20 protein-coding genes are annotated in these 20,404 nt (G+C 60.4%); 9 read left to right on the forward strand and 11 right to left on the reverse strand.

Annotated features, from left to right (window positions below):
* Positions 1–282 precede the first annotated feature (282 nt).
* Positions 283–1,323 (forward strand): ATP-binding protein, encoded by a 1,041-nt coding sequence (locus DEQ92_RS14265; RefSeq protein WP_233516876.1) that lies wholly within the window; start codon positions 283–285, stop codon positions 1,321–1,323.
* Between the two features lie 80 nt (positions 1,324–1,403).
* Positions 1,404–2,048: an SDR family oxidoreductase gene (locus tag DEQ92_RS14270; protein WP_115805261.1), complete on the forward strand. Its 645-nt coding sequence runs from the start codon at positions 1,404–1,406 to the stop codon at positions 2,046–2,048.
* Between the two features lie 455 nt (positions 2,049–2,503).
* Here DEQ92_RS14270 and DEQ92_RS14275 read toward each other — a convergent pair whose 3' ends face one another.
* The 3 genes from DEQ92_RS14275 to DEQ92_RS14285 form a co-directional block, all read right to left on the reverse strand.
* Complete coding sequence (locus tag DEQ92_RS14275) at positions 2,504–4,483, reverse strand: TRAP transporter fused permease subunit (protein WP_233516877.1); 1,980 nt, start codon at positions 4,481–4,483, stop codon at positions 2,504–2,506.
* 218 nt (positions 4,484–4,701) lie between these two features.
* Positions 4,702–5,124, reverse strand: coding sequence for a universal stress protein (locus tag DEQ92_RS14280; RefSeq protein ID WP_115805262.1), 423 nt, complete (start codon positions 5,122–5,124; stop codon positions 4,702–4,704).
* A gap of 3 nt (positions 5,125–5,127) precedes the next feature.
* Positions 5,128–6,189, reverse strand: a complete 1,062-nt coding sequence (locus DEQ92_RS14285; protein WP_042664948.1) for an isocitrate/isopropylmalate dehydrogenase family protein — start codon at positions 6,187–6,189, stop codon at positions 5,128–5,130.
* A gap of 11 nt (positions 6,190–6,200) precedes the next feature.
* On the opposite strand from DEQ92_RS14285, the gene DEQ92_RS14290 reads away from it, so the two are divergent.
* Positions 6,201–7,505 carry a TAXI family TRAP transporter solute-binding subunit gene (locus DEQ92_RS14290; protein WP_233516878.1) on the forward strand — a complete coding sequence of 435 codons (1,305 nt, stop codon included), beginning with the start codon at positions 6,201–6,203 and terminating at the stop codon, positions 7,503–7,505.
* Positions 7,506–7,845: 340 nt separating this feature from the next.
* The gene (locus tag DEQ92_RS14295) at positions 7,846–8,586 is read left to right on the forward strand and encodes an IclR family transcriptional regulator (RefSeq protein WP_115805263.1); all 741 of its coding nucleotides are present in this window, start codon (positions 7,846–7,848) and stop codon (positions 8,584–8,586) included.
* Between the two features lie 273 nt (positions 8,587–8,859).
* On the opposite strand, the gene DEQ92_RS14300 is transcribed toward DEQ92_RS14295, so the two are convergent.
* On the reverse strand, positions 8,860–10,188 hold the full coding sequence (locus tag DEQ92_RS14300; protein ID WP_115805264.1) for a glycerate kinase: 1,329 nt from the start codon (positions 10,186–10,188) through the stop codon (positions 8,860–8,862).
* 514 nt (positions 10,189–10,702) lie between these two features.
* On the opposite strand from DEQ92_RS14300, the gene DEQ92_RS14305 reads away from it, so the two are divergent.
* A complete protein-coding gene (locus DEQ92_RS14305) occupies positions 10,703–11,911 on the forward strand; it encodes a nitrate/nitrite transporter (RefSeq protein ID WP_115821054.1) in 1,209 nt (402 codons plus the stop codon).
* A gap of 184 nt (positions 11,912–12,095) precedes the next feature.
* Here the strand turns inward: DEQ92_RS14305 and DEQ92_RS14310 are convergent, their stop codons facing one another.
* Complete coding sequence (locus DEQ92_RS14310; RefSeq protein WP_115821055.1) at positions 12,096–12,347, reverse strand: DUF456 domain-containing protein; 252 nt, start codon at positions 12,345–12,347, stop codon at positions 12,096–12,098.
* Positions 12,348–12,500: 153 nt separating this feature from the next.
* Between DEQ92_RS14310 and DEQ92_RS23910 the strand changes: the two genes are divergently transcribed.
* Positions 12,501–12,650 carry a hypothetical protein gene (locus tag DEQ92_RS23910; protein ID WP_199522919.1) on the forward strand — a complete coding sequence of 50 codons (150 nt, stop codon included), beginning with the start codon at positions 12,501–12,503 and terminating at the stop codon, positions 12,648–12,650.
* Between the two features lie 107 nt (positions 12,651–12,757).
* On the opposite strand, the gene DEQ92_RS14315 is transcribed toward DEQ92_RS23910, so the two are convergent.
* Genes DEQ92_RS14315 through DEQ92_RS14325 form a run of 3 tightly spaced genes read right to left on the reverse strand, consistent with a single transcriptional unit; the run spans position 12,758 to position 16,037 of the window.
* Entirely contained in the window at positions 12,758–13,900 is a 1,143-nt protein-coding gene (locus DEQ92_RS14315) for an ABC transporter permease (protein WP_004975975.1), read from the reverse strand.
* Positions 13,897–14,574, reverse strand: coding sequence for an ABC transporter ATP-binding protein (locus DEQ92_RS14320; protein ID WP_004975976.1), 678 nt, complete (start codon positions 14,572–14,574; stop codon positions 13,897–13,899). The genes DEQ92_RS14315 and DEQ92_RS14320 overlap by 4 nt, the downstream gene beginning before the upstream one ends.
* The gene (locus DEQ92_RS14325; RefSeq protein WP_115821056.1) at positions 14,571–16,037 is read right to left on the reverse strand and encodes a hypothetical protein; all 1,467 of its coding nucleotides are present in this window, start codon (positions 16,035–16,037) and stop codon (positions 14,571–14,573) included. The genes DEQ92_RS14320 and DEQ92_RS14325 overlap by 4 nt, the downstream gene beginning before the upstream one ends.
* A 282-nt stretch (positions 16,038–16,319) precedes the next feature.
* Between DEQ92_RS14325 and DEQ92_RS14330 the strand changes: the two genes are divergently transcribed.
* Positions 16,320–16,667, forward strand: a complete 348-nt coding sequence (locus DEQ92_RS14330; RefSeq protein ID WP_004975978.1) for a helix-turn-helix transcriptional regulator — start codon at positions 16,320–16,322, stop codon at positions 16,665–16,667.
* Complete coding sequence (locus tag DEQ92_RS14335) at positions 16,667–16,993, forward strand: hypothetical protein (protein WP_004975981.1); 327 nt, start codon at positions 16,667–16,669, stop codon at positions 16,991–16,993. The genes DEQ92_RS14330 and DEQ92_RS14335 overlap by 1 nt, the downstream gene beginning before the upstream one ends.
* Before the next feature lie 385 nt (positions 16,994–17,378).
* Here the strand turns inward: DEQ92_RS14335 and DEQ92_RS23915 are convergent, their stop codons facing one another.
* Positions 17,379–17,552: a hypothetical protein gene (locus tag DEQ92_RS23915; protein WP_199522920.1), complete on the reverse strand. Its 174-nt coding sequence runs from the start codon at positions 17,550–17,552 to the stop codon at positions 17,379–17,381.
* Positions 17,553–17,681: 129 nt separating this feature from the next.
* Positions 17,682–17,963, reverse strand: coding sequence for an HPr family phosphocarrier protein (locus DEQ92_RS14340; RefSeq protein WP_081605232.1), 282 nt, complete (start codon positions 17,961–17,963; stop codon positions 17,682–17,684).
* A gap of 129 nt (positions 17,964–18,092) precedes the next feature.
* Between DEQ92_RS14340 and ptsP the strand changes: the two genes are divergently transcribed.
* Positions 18,093–19,775: a phosphoenolpyruvate--protein phosphotransferase gene (gene ptsP / locus DEQ92_RS14345; protein ID WP_115821057.1), complete on the forward strand. Its 1,683-nt coding sequence runs from the start codon at positions 18,093–18,095 to the stop codon at positions 19,773–19,775.
* 78 nt (positions 19,776–19,853) lie between these two features.
* Here ptsP and DEQ92_RS14350 read toward each other — a convergent pair whose 3' ends face one another.
* Positions 19,854–20,315 (reverse strand): PTS sugar transporter subunit IIA, encoded by a 462-nt coding sequence (locus DEQ92_RS14350; RefSeq protein WP_004975995.1) that lies wholly within the window; start codon positions 20,313–20,315, stop codon positions 19,854–19,856.
* Positions 20,316–20,404 lie beyond the last annotated feature (89 nt).

Here is a 20,404-nt window from a genome sequence, read left to right on the forward strand (position 1 = left end):
GAGTACGATGTCGTCGTCGACGACGAGATTCAACCCGCGTCGTGCTACCTGATTGAAGACCGTCTCCTCCCGAAGTACGGCTCTCAGCTATTAGCGCAAAAACAGGCCGAACATCCGACATTTTGTCCAGTCGTTGTGATCAAGCGTCAAGATTCCTCGTTCAGCCTCGGGGGTACACAGCAGGTGTGGCAGCGGGAGCAAGCCGTCGTCGACGATATCGTCGCTGCACCGATCAACGAGCAGGTCCTCAACTATCGTCTCGAAAATCTCTGTATCCGACGTGTGCAATCTCGAAAGCTGACGAGCCAGTACGAACAAATCGAAGCGCGATACGAACGACTGTTCGAGTCCGCAGAGGAAGCCATCGTCGTCGTCGATGTCGAGTCGAACGAGATTGCCGAGTGCAACAGGGCCGCTTGCGAACTCTTCGGCTACTCCAAGTTCGAACTACAGCGACTCGACCCGTCGAGCGTCATCCAGTTCGAAGACGGCTGTGAGTTCACCGAGTTCACCGAACACCTCTCCCAACAGGATGCTGGCGTCACGAAAACACTCATCTGTACCACACAGTGGGGACAGAGCGTCCACGCCGAGGCCTCCGCAGCGGCGATCGAACACGCCGAACAACAGTCGGTACTGCTGTTGATTCGAGACATCTCCGAACGGGTCCGGCGACAAAAGCAGATCCGTGTACTCAATCGGGTATTGCGACACAACATCCGAAACAGCATAAACGTCGTCAACGGGTACGGCGAACTCATCTACGAATCGACGGCCGACGACGAAGTCAGTGCGTTCGCAGAGAAGGTCGTCGACCGCTCCAAAGAGTTGCTCGATCTCAGCGAGAAGTCCAGAACCGTCAGTAACGCGCTCCAGGCGGGAGATGAGTTACAGTCACTCGACGTCGTTGCGGTACTCGACCGAATTCGAGCAGCGCTCTCCGACGAGTATCCGCATGCCCGAATCGAGCTGACCGCCCCTGAGAGTGCGCAGGTCTTCGGAAACTCCTATCTGCAGACCGCGTTGTACGAACTCTGTGAGAACGCGATCGTCCACTCGACGCAGGATGCACCGCTCGTCGACATCTCCGTAACTGAGGCACAATCAGCCGTAACGGTTCGGATCGAAGACCGTGGAACCGGTATCTCCGAACAGGAACTCGCGATGCTCGAAGGCGAAGAGACCGCGTTACGTCACGGGAGCGGGCTCGGTCTGTGGATGGTGAACTCCGTCGTCGACGGTATCGGCGGTGAGCTCGATATCAGCACCGACAGCACGCGGGGAAGTGTGGTAACGGTCTCGCTCCCGCAACCTGCGGAGTGAGCGCTCTGTTCTCGCGGACCATCTTCACCTTCGCCGACCCCAGCCCCTATCTGGCCCGGCCGACTACGCGACGGCGAACCATGCAGGTCGCAGTCATCGGCGCGAACGGCGGTATCGGACGGCGGCTCCTCCCCCGGCTCGCAGACGCCGGCCACGACCCCATCGGCGTCGTCCGCGACGAATCGCAGTTCGAGGTGGTCCGCGACCGCGGCGGCGAGCCGCGACTGGGCGACCTCGAAGGCGACTTCGAAGCGGCGCTCGAGGGGGCCGACGCGGTCGTGTTCACCGCCGGCTCCGGCGGGTCGACCGGCGCGGACAAGACGCTCATGGTTGACCTCTGGGGCGCTCGACGGGTGGTCGACGCCTGTGTCGACGCGGGTATCGACCGTTTCGTGATGATTAGCTCCATCGGTGCTGGCGACCCGCTCGCAGGCCCCGAGCCGCTGCGCCCGTACCTGGTCGCCAAGCGCTGCGCCGACGACTACCTCGAACAGTCGTCGCTCGATGCGACGATTCTCCGTCCCACGAGGCTCACCGATGCGGACGGCACCGGAACCGTCTCGCTGACCGTCGACGGCCTCGATGGCGACACGGCCGAGATTCCGCGGGCCGATGTTGCAGGGACGGTCGTCGCCTGTCTCGACATCGACCGGACGGTCGGCGAGACGCTGCATCTCACGGGTGGCGAGACGCCCATCGAGCGGGCGCTTCGCGGAGACGACTGAGTCGGTATTGTCTGGATATAGACACCTAGTACAGATAATAGAAGTGTAATAAATAAGCAATACCAGGGAGTGATACCAGTTTTTGCTGCTCCCAATGGAGCAACAAATTCGACATTCTAGTACCACTATTGATTTTCTACAGTAGATGTGCACAGAAAGTGGCGGCTGACTTCAGTCTCTTATTCAGTACGCACAGTCTCGAGAATGATGCGCCAATATAAAAATGTACGAGAATAGCATGACTACATTGGATTTTTATTCACCTATATCCGAAGACACATTCAGGAAACGTGGTCAACTAAGAGTAGTAACCACGTATGAGGACACCCACAATACGTGCTGTGTGGGAAGAGACGACAACTGTCCTCGGGAGTAACCTCGACGGGATGGTACGTGACTCGCCAGCTACCCGTTACCGGTCGGTGTCTTGTATTGACGGTTGTACATCGATGCGCCTAGTTGTTGATGGTGTCGCCGACAGCAACTTTACGAGTCGCGAGCTGTTGGATGACGAAGAGCGTGATAATCACGCCAGCGCCCGCGTACTGAACTGTCGAGTTGGGGTACACCATCGTGAGGACACCAACCACAAAGAACGCCACTCGAGTGCCGAGTTGCGCCCATTTGCTGTAGCCAAAGCGGTAGTTGATTCCGTGGATGATGCTGATGCCGCCCAGCAAGATGAGCAACCCGGTGAAGACGGCACCACCACTGAGTACCCCTGAGACGATGACAGGGTGGTAGATGAACGAGAACGGCAAGACGAACAATGGGGCGGCGACTTTGATAGCTTCGTAGCACGTCTCGACGAAGTCGGCATTCGCGATACCGGCGGCGACCGCGGCACACGTCGCAATCGGTGGCGTGAGTCCCGAGAGAATCGCGCCGTAGAAGACGAAGAAGTGGGCAGCCAGATCGGGGACGAGGAAGCGACTGACGAGCGTCGGGGCCACGAGGAGTGCCACAACGGTGTAGGCGGCGGTCGTCGGCATCCCCAACCCGAGGAGGATACAGATTACCATCGAGATCAGAACAGCGACGAGCATGATGCCACCCGAGATATCCATCATCGAGAGGGTGAGGATTCCGGGGACGCCGGTGGTCATAAGAATGTCAACGACGCCGTTTATCGCCGCGAGGATAATGGCGATGGGTGCCGTGATGATCGCACCGCGCCGGAAGCCAGCCACCGTGTCCGAGAGTGTCTCTCGAGTCGCGGCCGTCACCGAGCGCGACTCGTACGCCGCCTGGAAGACGGGGAATGTGATACCGGTGATCAACATCGTGACTGCGGTGTACAGCGCGGACGTCATCACAGTCAGCTGAATGACACCGAGCGTGTACACCAACACGCCGAATGGGATGATGAACTTGACCGTGTCGACGAGGGTGTCCCGACGAGTCCGGTCTTCCAGCTCGTCAAGGACGGCATCGACGTCGATCGAGTCGAGCTGATTGCTCGCGATGTAGTGAACCGCGAGAATTATACACACCATCATGATCATCGCCGGAATGAGCCCTGCGGTGATGACGGTCACGTAGCTGATGCCGAGAAGCGAGGCCATGATGAACGCACCCGCACCCATAACTGGTGGAAGAACCTGACCAGTCGTGGATGCGACCGCCTCAATTCCCCCTGCTGTCGAGGGCTTGATGCCGTTTTCTTTCATCATCGGGATTGTGAACGACCCGGTCATACCGGCGTTTGCGGTCTGTGAACCGTTGATCGAGCCGATAACCGCACTTGCGACGACAGCGGTCTGTGCAACGCCCGAGTCGATGTACTTCGACGTTCGGACGGCTCCACGGAAGATGAGGTCGAACGCACCGTAGCTCTCCAACAGCCCCGCATAAAGCAAGAAGAGCGCGATCCACGCCGCGACTAACTGAGTCAGGAAGCCGTAGAAGCCGGTGATGTCGAGTGCGAGTAAGAGGAGCAGTCGGCTGTAGCTTAACCCACTGTGGCCGAGGATTCCGGGAATCAGATCACCGAAGTAGCCGTACAGGAGCGCACCCACAAGGATGCTAAGGAACGTCAGCCCGAACGAACGCCACGAGAGGTAGACAATTGCTGCGAGGAATGCAGCTGCCAAGGCGTACTCGTGTGGAAACGCGTAGCCAACACGGTCGATGTACAGTTCCCTGAAGTGCAGGTTGACGTAGACGGTGATGGCAATGGTGATCACCAACGACCCGAGTAACAGGGCTGCGTCGAGATAGTCCCGATCAGCGATGACGTCTTCGAGTTCGTTGAGGATGTACACCCCGATTGCACCGGCAATGAACAGGACACCGTACTGTGCCCGCGGCATCGACACGGTGTAGGCATAGAAGATAACGAGTGCCCACAACGCGAGAGCAGCGAGCGTTAACGTCCCACCCACCGCGTCTTCCAGGTCTGTTGATCTCAATCGCTGGATACGTCTTGCTACCATGGTTCACTCTCACAGTAGATTCAAACATATAAATTAGTTATGGTAGGCTCAGTCATATGGCGACGTCTCGCATGACAGCAGACAAACGAATCCGCACCTGAGACGTCCGAGTACATCGGCTCTCGGTTTCCGGGGAGTGTGACTGAAGCTGTTGGGAGGCAATCTCAGCTGACGAAAACGGGAGTGGGGCAGGTTGCAGGCTGTCGGGCGGTCAGGAACTAGGCAACGATGACTGGACACTCGGCGTCAAGCAGGACGCCCTGTGTGACGCTCCCGAAGAGCACTTTCCCAACCGGCGAGCGACTGGCGGGCGCCATGGCAATCGCATCGGCGTCACAATCCGCTGCAGTCTGTACGACCGTCGCCGCCGGGTCGCCGTGGGCCGCTTCGAACGTCCAGTCGATTCCGCGCTCGTCCAGTTCCTCGCGGGCGACAGTTACGCTCGATGGCGGATCGTACTTTTCGAAGAGTTCCTCCGACGTCACGTGTCCGCCGCTGTCGTCGATTGCATCGAACTCCTCGAATACGTTGAGAATCGTGACGGTGACCGCTGACTCGGCAGCGGGGAGGTTGGCAACTGCGTCGACTGCGGCTGCCGTCCGATCTTCATTCCCGTCGACGGCAAGTAGCACGTGATACATAGGTTACTCGAGGAGTCGCTCTTCGAGATCGCCCACGACATCCAGCGTCGTTGCCGTGCCACCGATGTCCGGGGTCCGCGGTGCATCCGAATCTGCTAGCTGTGCACCGACACCGTCCCAAAGCGTCTCGGCGAGATCGTCCTCTTCGAGATGTTCGAACATCAGCGACATCGACAACAGCATCCCGACCGGGTTCGCGATGCCTTCTCCCATGATATCGAAGGCGCTTCCGTGGACCGGTTCGAACATCGAGGGGTACTCCCCGCTGGGGTTGATGTTCGTCGACGGGGCCATCCCAAGACTCCCGGAGATGATGCCACCGATGTCGGTGAGGATATCGCCGAACAGGTTCGATGCGACGACGACGTCGAACTCGTTGGGACGACGAACGAAGTCCATACTCCCGGCGTCGACGAGGAGTCGTTCGACGGTGATATCCGGGTATTCCTCGCTAATCTCCTCAACGATTTCGTCCCAGAACACCATCCCGTAAGCCTGTGCGTTCGACTTCGTGATGTTGGTTAGTTTTCCACTCCGCTCTGTCGCGGCCTCAAAGGCAGCCCGGACGATTGCTTCGGTCCCCTCGCGTGTGTAGACCGCTGATTGAACTGCGACTTCGTTTCCGAATCCTTGGTGTTCGCGTCCACCGACGTCAGCGTACTCTCCCTCGGTGTTCTGTCGGTAGACAACGAGATCGATATCGCCGCCCTCGTAGCCACGAAGCGGGCTTTCGACCCCATCAAAGAGATACGAGGGGCGCTTGCAGATGTGCTGGTTGAATCCCTTGGTGATCGGGAGGCGAAGGTTACGGAGCGTAACGTGATCCGGCACGTCTGGGTGACCCACCGCACCGAGCAAAATCGCGTCAAACTCTTTGAGCGTCTCCAAACCGTCGTCGGGCATGAGCGCACCCTCTTCGAGATACCGCTCGCTTCCCCAGTCGAACCACGTCGTCTCGATCTCAACGCCGTGGGCCGCAGCAAGTTCGATGAGAAGTGGCTCGGTCGCCTCTGTCACTTCGATTCCGATACCGTCGCCTGGAATCACCGCTATGTTATACGACATCGGTCCGATTGATGCTCTATCCTGATAAAAACATTTGGGTGGCGACCAATCGAGAGGGTATCTCGCTCCCAAGCCGGCTGTCACGGGCGCAAACCCCTGATGATATTTTGAATATCAATCAAATATTGGAATTAACAACAAGATTTATCATCGATGTACATGAACGTCGAGAGCGGATGTCTAAGCAAGCACACAGCGCACGGACTAGACGGAGTATTATCAAAGCAGCCGCTGCGGGTGCCGGGACCGTTGCAATCACCGGCTGTCTCGGTGGCGACAGCGAATCCGACAGTGGGTCTGGCAGTGGATCCGGCGGCGATTCAGGGTCGGACGGCGGCTCGAGCGATGATTCGGGTTCGGACGGTGGCTCGGGCGGTAGCTCGTACCAACTACGGATGGGCGGCTCCTCACAGGGGAGTACGGCGTTCAACTCGATGCAAGCACTTGCTCGAGCACTCAACGAGCACAGCGACTCCCTCCGAATGACCGTCGAGCAGACCCAGGGGAACGTCGCCAACATGTATCAGTACGACCAAGGTAACATCCCTGCCGTCGCGACGGACAACAACACGATCAACAAGGCGGTCAACGAAACGGACCGATTCAACGATGAACCGGTCGATAACATCGGCTATCAGTCGTTCCGGTTCAACGGACTCGACATCTTCTGGGTTGCCGTTGAAGGCTCTGGAATCGAATCGACCGCAGACTTCGCGGGGAAGACCGTCTACCCGATTCAGCCGGGCTTCGGGACGCGGCTACTCACCGAAGAGGTGATGCGAGTCGCCGGAATGTGGGAGGAAGTCGACATCATCAACGTCAACACGAGCGACATCCCTGGTGCGATCGAAGAGGGTCGCGTTGACGCTGTTGCGGTATACGGGTCGAACCGCGTCGAACTGACTGGCTGGGCGAAGCAGATCGACGCTCGAAACGACGTCTATCTCGTCGATGTCGCCGACAATTTCAAACAGGCCATCGAAGAGGTCGGCGGCGCACGTTTAGCCGAAATCGAGCCTTACGGGTGGAATCAGGAGGTCACGAAGGTTACCGACTCGATCGTCAGCTGGAATCTTGACCTGCAGTGTCTGCTCAGTCCGGAAGTGCCAGCAGACGCCGCACACGAACTGGCTCGGATCAGTCACGAACACGGCGAGACGATCCGGGAGGCCGACCAGACGTACGCTGACCACTCTGACCCGGCAGATATGGCCACCGCAGTCATTCCAGAACATCCGGTCCACCCCGGCGTCGCTGAGTTCTACAAGGAACAAGACGTGTGGGACGACTCCTGGACCGTCGGCGACGAAGCGTAACGAAACCAAACTGACGGACGTTTCGTTTTTTATGATTAGTTACCGATTGTACTTCGTACTCATTGAATTCGCATATAAAGTTCCGTATCATGGCACACACTCGATGCTGATCGGTGGCCAGTATGGGGTCTCACTTCGTTGTGTTCGAAGACAGATGGATGGACACGCGAACAACCATCATGATTGTTAAGAATATATGTGTGAGTGAGACTCACACGAACACTACGTGTGTACGCCGAGACACGCGCGCCAATCCGAAGTGAGACTCCAAGTGCTATGTTCCACATTGTGAAACTTTATGTACCATCGCTGAGAATCACGACTAACGGAGACACAAACCATGAAAACGACACACAAGCTGTTCAGGATTATCGAGGAGCTACGAGACCGAAACGGGGCTCGAGTATCGGAACTGGCGACGGAGTTAGAGCTGCCCAAGAGCACGGTTCACCGGCATCTCAAGACACTCGAGGAACGAGAGTACGTGATGAAGACGGGGGATCTCTACCACATCGGCTCCCGATTTCTTTACATCGGTATGGGCGTAAACAACCGACACGAGGCGTTCGCTCAGATCGAACCGAAAGTCAAAGCACTCGCCTCGGAGACTGACGAACGTGCTCAGTTCATGATCGAAGAACACGGCTATCTCGTGTACATCTATCGAGAAACCGGAGAACACGCCGTTCAGACGAACACGCAGCTCGGAAAGCGAATGCCAATCCACGCGACCTCCGGCGGAAAAGCAATTCTCGCTCAACTGACCGACGACCAAATCGCTCGCATTATCGAGCGTCATGGGCTCCCAAAAATCACCGAGAACACCATCACGGACGAAGACGAGCTCTACGACGAACTACGCGAGATCAGAGACGAGGGCGTCAGTTTCAATGATCAAGAGTATATTGAGGGTCTCCGGTCCGTCTCAGTTCCAGTTATCAAGCCGAACGGACAGCCGTTAGGTGCGATCGGTATCTCCGGCCCGCAGAACCGGTTCAAAGGTGAATTCTACCGCGAAGAACTGCCAGACAAACTCTTGGGTGTCGTTAACGAGGTCGAGCTCAATATGAAATACCAGTAGACGAATGCCGTGCGGGTGAAGCGATGTTCGTACTATACATTACAAAGATATCGTTGTAATCCCTTGCCACATAATCTATCATCGGTGATTATATTCCACGGGATGGAATTTTATATAGTATGTGTTGTTGTGTAGATAGATGCCAGCCAGACCGATACCAAGTTACGATTGACACGTTCTCGTGCGGACCACGACCCACGAAGAAATAAAACAGAATGTCGGGTCTACAGAGAAAACAAGGCGAGTGCCTCGGGGTCAAGCCCCCGAGGCAGTTCACGTCAACGTGATTACCATCACACGAAGATCGTTTACATTTGTCCCGGTCGGACCCGATCGAAGAAGTGCCTCAGCGGCCTCGAGGTGTGGATAGACGTCGTTTTGTGCGAGCCCAGCTTGTGCACTCTCTTGGTCATCAAGTAGCTCGGCATCGACGAGTGCCCCAGCGGCGTCGGTGTTGCCGTCAATGCCATCCGTATCAACCGCTCCAACGACGACGCCCGCCGCATCGAGTTCGAGTGCAGCACTCAACGCGAACTCTTGGTTTGGACCGCCATGTCCGTCGCCCGAGACGGTTACTGTTGCTTCGCCGCCGGAAAGGACGACCGCCGGTGGTTCGACCGGTCGTTTCGCGGCGAGTGCTTCCTCTGCGAGACCGACGTGTACTTTCGCGATTTCGCTCGCTTCGCCTCGGACATGTGATGACAAGATCATCGACTCGTACCCGTGTTCGTGAGCGACTTCAGCGGCACTCTCCAACGCAGTTCCGTTATCTGCCAAGACGTGAACGTCCACACTAGCGAAAGCCGGGTGGTCTTCTGTAGGCGTTTCTGGGTGCCCCCCTTGGAAGCCATCTTTGAGGTGGCGCACAACCGGTTCAGGCGGTTCGATGTTGTAGCGGTCGAACACCGCTTGTGCGTCGCCATATGTCGTCGGATCCGGCGAGACAGGGCCGCTCGCGACTGCACCTAAATCGTTCCCGACGACATCGCTGAACACGAGCCCGATGACATCCGCTGGGGAGGCAGCGACCGCGAGACGTCCGCCCTTGATTGCTGAAAGATGTTTTCGAACCGTATTGATCTCTCCAATCGTCGCACCGGCCCTGAGAAGTGTCTCGGTGACTGCCTGTACGTCACTAAGAGTGAGAGTACCCGCTGGGGCAGGGAGGAGAGCGCTCCCCCCACCCGTCACGATACTGAGCACGAGATCGTCTGTCGTCGCGTCCGACGCTAGCTCCAACAGCTCGGCGGTCCCTGAAACGGCGGACGCATCTGGAATCGGGTGAGACCCCTCGACACAGCTGACCCTCGAGAGCGAAACAGGATCATCTGTCACGACCAGTCCGTCGTCGATTCGGTCGGACAAGCACGTCTCGAGGGCCGCAGCGACGTGGCCAGCGGCGTTACCACCGCCCAACACGAGCAGGCGATCGTAGTCGTCTAGGTCGTACTCGCGCTCACCGACGTGTAACGTGTTGTCTACTACCGAAACAGTCCGTTCGATAACCGACTGCGGGTGTGCAGCGCGAATCCCCGCCTCAAGGCAGTCGAGTACGAGTTTGTGTTCGGATGTAGCTGCAAGGGCAGCCCGATTTGCAAACATCAGTGGATACTCTCAACCAAGAACTCAAAAATGTACTGGCGTTTCGTGTCTCGTGTTGATGGATAGCTGCGCGACGTTGTCGTGTCTACACGAGACTATTCTCCTCCGCTCGGAGATAGTAACTTCATCCATCAATATTGAAAATAAATAACAATACAAACACTAGTTTTCAGGTATGGGCCAGTCACCCAGGAGATCGTAGTTTTCACCATATATCTCGAGACACCCTCAATAAACTATGTATGTCTCACATTTAATCAGCCATCTCAGCTATTTTCACCGTTATGTATTTCCCTATAGTGTTTCACATCGACAGTCGTCCCAGATAATCGAGCAAAAATAGATTACACTAGTGTTGGAGTATTGTATTAGTCTGTGTCAATTGGCCCGAGACAATACCGTGCTCGAAGAACGGTAGTAATCGACAAAAAGCACAAAACTATCGTGTGGCTCGTCTGCTCAGCACAGCAGAACGACAAACGATTTCAGTCCACGCCGAGCAGGTAGCGAAACCGTGAGTACGACACCGGACACGGCGGGCACGCGACGCGAGATACTGGGCATCGTCGTCGGCTTCTTCCTGCTTTCGACGGCGGCGGCGGCCTACGAAATCGCCCCGGCGAGCGTGCTGCCGGTGATTCAAGAGTCTCTCGGGCTGAGCGCGAGCGCGGCAGGCTGGCTCGTGAGCATCATGTACGCGACGGCGGTCGTCACGAGCGTCCCCATCGGCGTCGTCCTCGACCGCTTTTCGGTGCGCCGCGTGGTCGCGCTCGCGACCGTCGCCCTCGTCGTCGCCGGCGGGTGGGGCTGGTACGCGGCCACCGCCGGGGCGTACGGCTGGCTCCTCGTCTCACGGGTGCTCGGCGGGCTCGCGTACGTCACGTTCTGGAACGCGGGCGCGAACGTGGTCGGCAGCGCGGTCCCCCCGGAACAGCGCGCGACCGCAGTCGGCGTGTTCACCGCGAGCGCGCCCGTCGGCTTCGCCCTCGGGCAGTTCGGGAGCCCGCTCATCGCGAACGTCGCCGGGTGGCCCGCGATTCTCCCGCTGTACGCCGCGGTCGCCGTCGTCGGCGTCGTGGTTTTCTTGCTCGCGACCCGCCGGCGCGTCCCCGGCGTCGACGCGCCCGCACCCGACCGGGCGGCGCTCCGCGAACTGTTCGGTAGCCGTGCGGTCTGGACCGTCTGCGCGCTCTGTTTTCTCGCCTACTCGCTGTACCTCTTCGTCAACACGTGGCTCCCGAGTTTCCTCGCCAGCGAGTTCCCGATTTCGCTGGCCGCGAGCGGCCTCCTGACCGCGCTGTTCCCCGCTATCGGCGCGGTCGCGCGGTCGACCAGCGGCGTGGTCACCGACCGCGTGTTCGGCGGTCGTCGTCGCCGGGTCATCGTCTCGTCGTTCGCCGTCGCCACGCCGGCGGTCGTCGCGTTCGCGTTCGTCTCGGAACTCGGCCTCGTCGTCGGCGCGGTCGTCGTCGTCGGCTTCGCCATCCAACTCGTGACGGGGCTCATCTTCTCGTACATCGCCGAACTCGTCGCCCCCGCGGTGCGGACCACGGCCGTCTCGCTCCTGACGAGCGTCGGTCTCCTCGGCGCGTTCGCCGCCCCCATCGCCGCCGGCGCGATTATCGACTACGCGGGATACGCACCGGCGTTCTTCGCCGCCGGAGGCGTCGCTATCGCCGGCGTGCTCTTGGCGCTTCGAGCGCCTGAACCGAGTCGGGCGTAGGCCCACCGCCGTGTCGGCTCTATTGGGATATACCGCCGCTGATGGTTTGTCGAGACCGTGCTGAATACAGCGGGCGAGTCGGTCATCAGTCAGGCTATCAAATCGCCAATCCCAGCACGCAATTGGAGTGACCGGTAGTCTCACGAGAGTTAGAGTAGAAATAGGTTCTAACAGATTCTCGCAATCATTCGCCCTCGTCTGGACTGTCATCTATCTTGAGCTGTTCAACTGTTGATTCCGTTTTCGCAACGCGCTCCTCTAGTGTTGCCATTCGAGACTGGTAGTTTTCATAGGCAGATTTGAGTGGAAATCCGACGAATATTGTGCCGACGAGTCCGATAAAGAATCCGACCGGACCAAGCAGGAGGAAGCCAACAGCACCGACGAGAAATGAACCACCAACCATCAGGAGAGCGGTCCAGTCTATTTGACTCATATTTAATGTTGTCTTATTGATAGAAATAAACGTCCCGAAATCACAACGGATCCACCGCGTCGTGTCTCCCCACACCTGCCGCTCCCGTTCCCACGACCATTTATATATTAACTATTCAGTTACTTTATATATCTGTGCGTCCGACGACCACGTATGGCTCGCGCAGTCAACCCCGTTCGAACCGACTACTCGAACATCCAGATGGGACTCATGGGGACGCTCATCGTCGCCGGAATCGCGGTGCTCATGATACCGTTCGCACCGTTCATCCTCCTCGGTCTGCTGTGGAGAGCGTTCCATTAGGCGCGTCGCTCTCTCTCCAGCCCGCACGTCAGCACGTGTTTTTTCACCCCGTTTGACGCCCGAGTCCGAAACTCGCCGACGGATGTCGGCCGAAAAGAGTCGACGGCTCAGCTCCGAAGCGCGTCGACCGGGCGGTCGTTGGCGGCCTTCCACGCGGGGTAGACACCGCTCAGGACGCTCGCCACGACGGCGAATGCGAACCCGAACAGGAGGTACTGGGAGCTACTCCAGTTGAACACGGCCATCGCGTTACCCGTGAGTAACTGGAACATGGCCAGTCCGACGAGGAGCGACCCGAGCGCTCCGATCAATCCGCCGACGGCACCCATGAGGGCGGCCTCGGTCAGAATCATCCGGAGTACCTCACCACGGCGAATCCCGACGGCCCGGAGGACGCCGATTTCGCCGCGGCGTTCGACCGTGCTCATCAGCATCACGTTGAGGATGGCGACGCTCGCCACGACGAGCGAGATGGCACCGATAGCGAGCAGCGCGTAGTTGAGCGTGTTCAGGAACGTTTCGAGGCTGTCTAAGCTCCCGAACGTGCTCACGCGTAGCTCCTCGTCGTCTTCCCCGTTGAACTGGGCGTCGATCACGTCAGCGAGGGCCGCGGCCGCGTCGCTATTGCCGGCGACGACGGTCACGGTGTCGTACCCGTCCTGCTCAGAGAGCGCTGACATCGGCAACACGAGTTGGCCGCCACCGCCGCCGAAGCCACCCGACTCCTCGAGGAATCCGCTGATGCGGTATATCTGACCGTCGTACTCGACGGGGTCGCCGAGTTCGAGGTCAAGTGTCTCGGCGGTGCCGTTGCTGATGAGCGCCCCCGAAGCCAGCCGATTCGGTGCGTCGCCGTTCGTGAGGTTGTACAGCGCGGCGGCGTTCGTCACCCCCGTGACGCTCATCCGCGCCTCCTCGCCGTTTCGCGCGGTTAGCGCCGTCGAGTTCGACTTCTGTGGAACCACCTCCGCGTCACTCACGATGTCACGGAGCGTTTCGACCTGCGCTCGGGTGACGCCGTCGGTGGCGCTGTCCGCTCCCGAGGCGATCGTCACATCACCGCCGATAGAGCCGAGGTCGGAGGTGGCCTGCTGTTGGAGCGCTGCACCCGCCATCCCGAGCGACGCAATGGAAATCACGCCGATAACGATGCCGAGTGCCGCCAGCACCGTTCGCGTTCGGTTGCGGCCGAGGTTGCGCCACGCCATGAGCGCGCTCGGATACCGCCACAGGTAATCGGCGATACTCACGGCTGATCCACCTCTTGGATGACGCCGTCGACGATGCGGACGGTGGTGTCGGTGTAGTCGAGCATCTGGTCGTCGTGAGTGACCGCGACGATGGCGACGTTCTCATCTTCCTTCAGCCGCGTCAGTTCTTCGAGAATCGTCTGACCGGTGTCCTGGTCGAGGTTCCCCGTGGGCTCGTCGGCCAAGAGGATGTCCGGTTCGTTGATGAGCGACCGCGCGACTGCGACACGCTGTTGTTGGCCGCCGGATAACTGGTCGGGCGTGTGGTCTAAGCGGTCGCCGAGACCGACGCGACGGAGCAACTCAACCGCGCGGTCGTGCCTGTCTACCGAGGTGTTCCACATCGAGGGGAGTTCGACGTTCTCGACCGCCGTCAGCATGGGAAGCAGGTGGAAGTCCTGGAACACGAACCCGATTCCCGTTCGGCGCTCTTCGGTGAGTTCGTCCTCGCTGAAGTCGGTCACGTCGCGGGCGTCGAGGTGGACGTGGCCCTCCGTGGGCGTGTCGAGCAGTCCGATCATGTTGAGCATGGTACTCTTGCCCGAACCCGAAGGGCCGATGACGGTGACCATCTCGCCGCGGTCGGCGCTGAAGTCCACGCCCTTGAGCGCCTCAACCGTTTCCACACCGCTCTGATAGCGCTTGATGACATCCTCGAGTTCGATGACGCTCATGACTGTTGTCGTCGCCAGTAGACACCAGCAGCACCGACCGCAACGGCGAGTGCGATACTGAGCGCCGCCACGGAGAACCCGCTGCTGCCACCACCGGAACTACTGCTCGCGGCCGCACCACCCCGCGCGGCCGACTCGCTCGACGCGAGGTCGACGTGGACCGTCCGGACGAACTGCTCACCACCCGCAGAGTAGCGGATTTCGACGGGGAGGCTGTCGACCGAGCCGTTTGAATCCGTCTCGGCAGTCAGTTCGAACGTGGCGAACTCGCTGGATTCGACGGTGCCGACGAAGTACTCGCCGTTCGGCGCAGCCGGGCTGACCCCGGCGGCGTCACCGACGCTCATGAGCACGGAGTCGGCGTCACTGCTCCCGACGTTCGCGGCATCGCCGCTCAGCGTGACGGTCGAACCGCTCCGCGTCGCTTCGATACCGGTCAGTTCGATGTTCGACAACTCGCGGGGGTTGTAGTCGATGGTCGTTTCGGTCGTGTGGGCGTCACCACCGGCGGTGTACGCGGCGACGATGGTTACCGCACCCGTGGGAATGTCGGTCCCGCTGAGTGCGAACGTCTGCGACGTCTTCGGGTCGACGTCCGAGACGAGGGCGCGTTCAACGACCGTTCCGTCGACGACCGCCCGGAACTGAACGTCGGTGAGGCCGACGTTCCCGTACTCTGTGAGCGTCGTCTGAATGACCGACGACCCGTTCGACTCGGCCACCGTCGCGGTGAGACCGGTGTCGATATCAGCGGTCTCGGCGGTCACCGCCTTCTCGACGGTCGCTGTCCGCGTTGCTCCGGTCGCGGTTTTGTACTGGACCGTGCCGCGGAGCGTGTGCTCACCGGCTTCGGGAAATGTCACGTTGTACGTGTAGTCGGCCTTCGAACCGGGCGCGAGCGAGGCGCTCACGCGTTTCGGGTCCTCTACGTCGGCGTCGCCGCCGAGCGTGAGTTTGACGTTCGAAATCGTGTCGGTGTCACCGTTGGCAACGGTCACCCCGACGGAACGCTCGTCGCCCGCGACGGGGTCGAGGTGTTCGAACGAGATTGCGGCCTCGTCTGGTGGCTCGACATCTACGTACACCGGGTAGCTCACACGGGTGTATCCACCGCCTTGTCCCCTAACGGCCGCTTGGACGGTGAGCCGTTTTCTCCCCTCCTCGTCGAGGGTGACACTCATGGGAACGCTCATCTCACGCCCCGCGGTAAGCGACCCGAGATCTTCGGCCCGCGCGTACTCGGCCCCGCTCGGATCGCGGAGGTACACGTCGGTCACGTCGACAGACTCGTCGCCGACGTTGCTCAGGTTGACGGAGACGACGAACGGTTCGCCCGGTGCGGGGTCGCTAACGGACGCGTCGGCATGGATGGCGACTTCGGTCGCACCCGCCGTACTCGCGACGGCGCCGACCGACGACGTGAGCAACAACAACGCGAACACAGCGGAGAAGAACCGCTTCACCGACGCTCCACCCCGATTGCGCTCCGACGGCGAGCGAGTCGCCGTCCGATCCGTTGATAGGTCAATACTCGAACGCGGCCATCGGTGTCTGGCTGTCGTTTCACGAGAGAGCAAGCGGCAGATAGGTGATTAAACACCGACACAGATTTTCTGGGTCGGAAAGTTTGACCGGGTCACAGATGTCCGACTGCCGTCTCGGCCCGAGAGTATATAGGGCGACGCACGTTTTCTGGGCCAGAAAATCGACGCACCGATAAACATCACTCACGATGATACCCCGTTGTGTGTGAGGAGTCTACACCGGAGGAAGTCTACCACCTCCTCGACGACAAATACGCACGGACCATCCTCACGTCGACAGACACGACAGCGAAGTCCGCCAAAGAGCTCAGTGAAGCGTGCGACGCGTCGCTCCCGACGATTTACCGGCGCACCGAGCGCCTGATCGACTGCGGACTTCTCGAAGAGCAGACCGAACTCGAAGGCGATGGGCACCACTACAGCGTCTACAAAGCACGGCTCAAGCGCCTCACGGTGGAATTAGAGAACGATGAACTCAAACTCACAATCGAAGAACGGGAGCCCGAAACGATGGCGGACCGCTTCACGCGGATCTGGGAGGAACTGTGATGCAACCGCTTCAGATTGACCTTCTTACGCTGCCGATACGCTACGTGACGCTGTTCGCCGCGTTCTTCGTCACAATCGTGATGGGCCTGTTTATCGTCTTCCAGGCCTACCACGGATACCGTCGGAACGCGAACCGACGAATGTTGTTTCTCGCGGTCGGCCTCGCGTTCGTCACCGTCATTCCACCGCTCATGTCACTCGCCACCGCCTCGTTTGGGCTCCACGTCGACATCTACATGTTTTATCTGCCGCTCGGGACCGCGATAAGCCAAATCGTCGGACTGTCGTTTATCATCTACTCACTTGCGCTTCGGAGCGGGTCCTAGCGTTCGGCCGAGTCCGAGGCGCTTCCGATTCGGCGTCTTTCGCGCGCTTCAGAACCCGTCCAGCACCGGAGGCGACTCGGTCGCCGTCGTTCTCGGTAGCGAACGTCACTCCGGAGTGGGGAGACCGTTCGTGGAAAGGACATACTATCATAAATCAGAAATGGATTTTCGAAATATACGTTTTCGCTGTCAATTAGGCCCAGAAATACGCGAGTACGCTGATTAATTCAATATCTGGCCGGTCAAGCCAGATTATCGATACTCGAATAGCAGTCTAAGACAAATACTCCTCAAACACCGATAGATGGCCTGATACGTCTATTCATATGTACTGTCCGAACAGACCTAAAATGACATATCTTTAGATAATCTCTATTCCTCTCAATTATTGTATGTTTCTATCTCCGAACGAGAGACACAGACACCCCGCGAGGCCGCTCCCCCCGCGGTCGAACTCGTCGTCGACCATCGCCAGCGCCCCGCCGGAGTTGAACAGCAGGCGGCTCACGATGGCGACCGTCAGAACGAGGCAGAACATCGGCTTGACGGCGATGCTCATCTGTCGTCATCATCCCGGCCGGCGGTCGCGAGCGTCGGTTCGGCGTCGAAGGTGCAAGCGGCTTTGTGGCCGCGGGTCGCGCTCGCCACGCCGTCGAGCGTCGCGGTCGACCGCGAGCCCGAGCGGTCGTTACGAATCGAGGTCGAAGTCGTTCTGGACGAGTTCGACGAGCCGTTCGACGGCCTGCTCGCCGTCGCTGCCGTCGGCGGTGATGACGATCTCTTCGTCCGGGCCGACGCCGAGCGAGAGGACGGCGATACTGCTTTTCGCGTCTACTTCCGTCTCCCCGCCTGCTTTCCGCACGGAGATATCCGTCTCGAACTTCGACGCCGTCTGGACGAACATCGACGCGGGGCGTGCGTGGAGACCGGTCTCGTGCTCTACGACTACTGTCGCTGATTTCGCTGCCATCCGTGCCACCATTTCCCACGCCGGTACTAAAGGCTTTACCGCTTCGCGAGCGTTTTTGCCGGCGGACGCGGACTAGTCGCGTGTGATGTTCGCAAGCGCAGCGTATCCAGCGGTAGCTACGAGGGACCGATGAGCGACCGTAGAATCTCGGGCGTCGGCGTGACACCACTTCTCGGTGTTGGCACGGTCGTCCAGTACGATTCGACGGTCGACCTCGACGAGAGCGAGCGGTCGACGGCCGACCCCGAAGCTGAACTTCGGCGGTTCGAGGCGGCACGGGAGACGGCGGCGGACGAGCTCGCTCGCGAACGGTCACGGACGGCCGAGCGCGTCGGCACCGAAGAAGCGGAAATCTTCGACGCGCACCAGCAGTTCCTCGCCGACCCACAGATCACCGAGGGCGTCGAGACCGCGATCAGCGAAGACGGCGTCACCGCCGAGGGCGCCGTCTCGCAGGCGTTCGAGGACCCAATCGCCACGTTCGAGGCCGCAGACGGGATGTTCGCCGAGCGCGCGGACGACCTCCGCGACGTCCGCGACCGAGTGCTTCGCATCCTGCTCGACCGCGACCGGGTCGACCTCTCGGCGCTCCCCGAGGGAACGGTGCTCGTCGCGGAGCGACTCACCCCGAGCGATACCGCGCAGTTAGACCCCGACGCCGTCGCCGGGTTCGTCACGGTCGAGGGAGGACGAACCTCCCACGCCGCCATCATGGCCCGGTCGCTGGCGATTCCGGCGGTGGTCGGCGTCGGCACCGATGTGCTCGACCTTGCTGACGGCACGCGCCTCGTCGTCGACGGCACCACGGGCGACGTGACCGTCGACCCAGACGCCGACGCCGTCGCCGCGGCGCGGGAATCGGGCGGTGCAACGGTGGAACACGACCCCGTCACGACGGCCGGCGGCCGACACGTCGAAGTCGCCGCGAACGTCGGGACGCCGCGGGAAGCGGTGGCGGCCGCCGAACGCGGTGCGGACGGCGTCGGGCTCTTTCGAACGGAGTTCCTCTTTCTCGACCGGGAGACGCCGCCGGACGAAGACGAGCAGTACGAGGCGCTCACCGAGGTGTGCGAGGCGTTCGCCGGGTCGCGCGTGGTCGTCCGAACGCTCGACATCGGGGGCGACAAGCCGATTCCGTACGTCGACTCCGACCCCGGCGACAACCCGTTTCTCGGCGTTCGCGGCGTCCGGTTCGCGCCGGGCGAGCGACCCGAACTGTTCGAAGAACACGTCCGCGCGATTCTGCGTGCGGCCGCCGGGCCGGCGCAGCTCGCCGTGATGTTCCCGCTGGTGTCGACGGTGACGGAACTCGACGCGCTCCTCGACGAAGTGAGCGCAATCGCCGCGGAACTGGACGAGGCGGGCGTCGACTACGCGGTTCCCGAACTCGGCGCGATGGTCGAGACGCCGGCGTCGGTGTTTCTCGCCCGCGAGTTCGCCGACCGCCTCGACTTCCTCAGTATCGGGACGAACGACCTCACGCAGTACGTGATGGCCGCGGCCCGCGACGACGACCGCGTCGCCTCCTTACACGACCCGCTTCACCCGCCGGTGCTCCGCGCCATCGCGCGGACGGTCGAGGCCGCTCACGACGGCGACGCCTGGGTCGGCATGTGCGGCGAAATGGCCGGCGACCCCGCGCACACGGAACTGCTCGTCGGGCTCGGTTTCGACGAGTTGAGCATGAGCGCCGTGACGATTCCCGAGGTGAAAGCGGGCGTCCGGGCCGTCGATGACGAGTCGGCGGCGGCGCTCGCCGAGGCTGCCCTCCGCGCCGAGACCAACGAGGACGTTCGAGCGCTCTTAGACTAACAACTGGAGTGGAGTGGAGTAGAAGACTGGCCGCTCGCTCGCCGTGAAGCGCCGCTCCGCGGCGTCGTCTTCTCCGGTTCAGCCGTCGAAATCGACGCAGCGCTCGACGACGAGGTCGAGCAGGCCGTCGGCGTCGCGGCGCTTCGTCAATTCGGCGAACTCCTCGGCCTGAAAGAGTTTGGCGAGGTTCGAGAGGAACGACGAGTAGCCCTCGGTCTCTGTCACGAGGAGCAACACGACGACCTCGGCGTCGACGCGCTCGTCGGGGTTGTCCATGCTTCGGAAGGCTATCGACTCGCCCGCGGGCGGCAATCCGAGGAGCACTGCCTGTTCGGAGACGTGGTCGGGGTCGGCGTGGGGGATGGCGATGCCGAACCCCATCGTCGGGATGTCGAGCCCCGTCGGATAGTCGGCTTCCCGCGTCAGGAGGGCATCCGCGTAGCTCTCGTCGGCCCATCCCCGGTCGTAAGCGTACGCGCCGAGTTCCGTGAGGACCGCTTCGTCCGTCTCGCCAGTCAGTTCGAGGCTTTCAGTTCGCATCGATGAGTCGTACGCGGGTCTCCGAGAAAAGTGTTGGTACCGGTTCGCCGACGGTTCGGCGAAGCACGGTGGCTCGTCGCGGTCGGGCC

The organism is Haloferax sp. Atlit-6N, assembly GCF_003383195.1.
GTDB lineage: Archaea > Halobacteriota > Halobacteria > Halobacteriales > Haloferacaceae > Haloferax > Haloferax gibbonsii.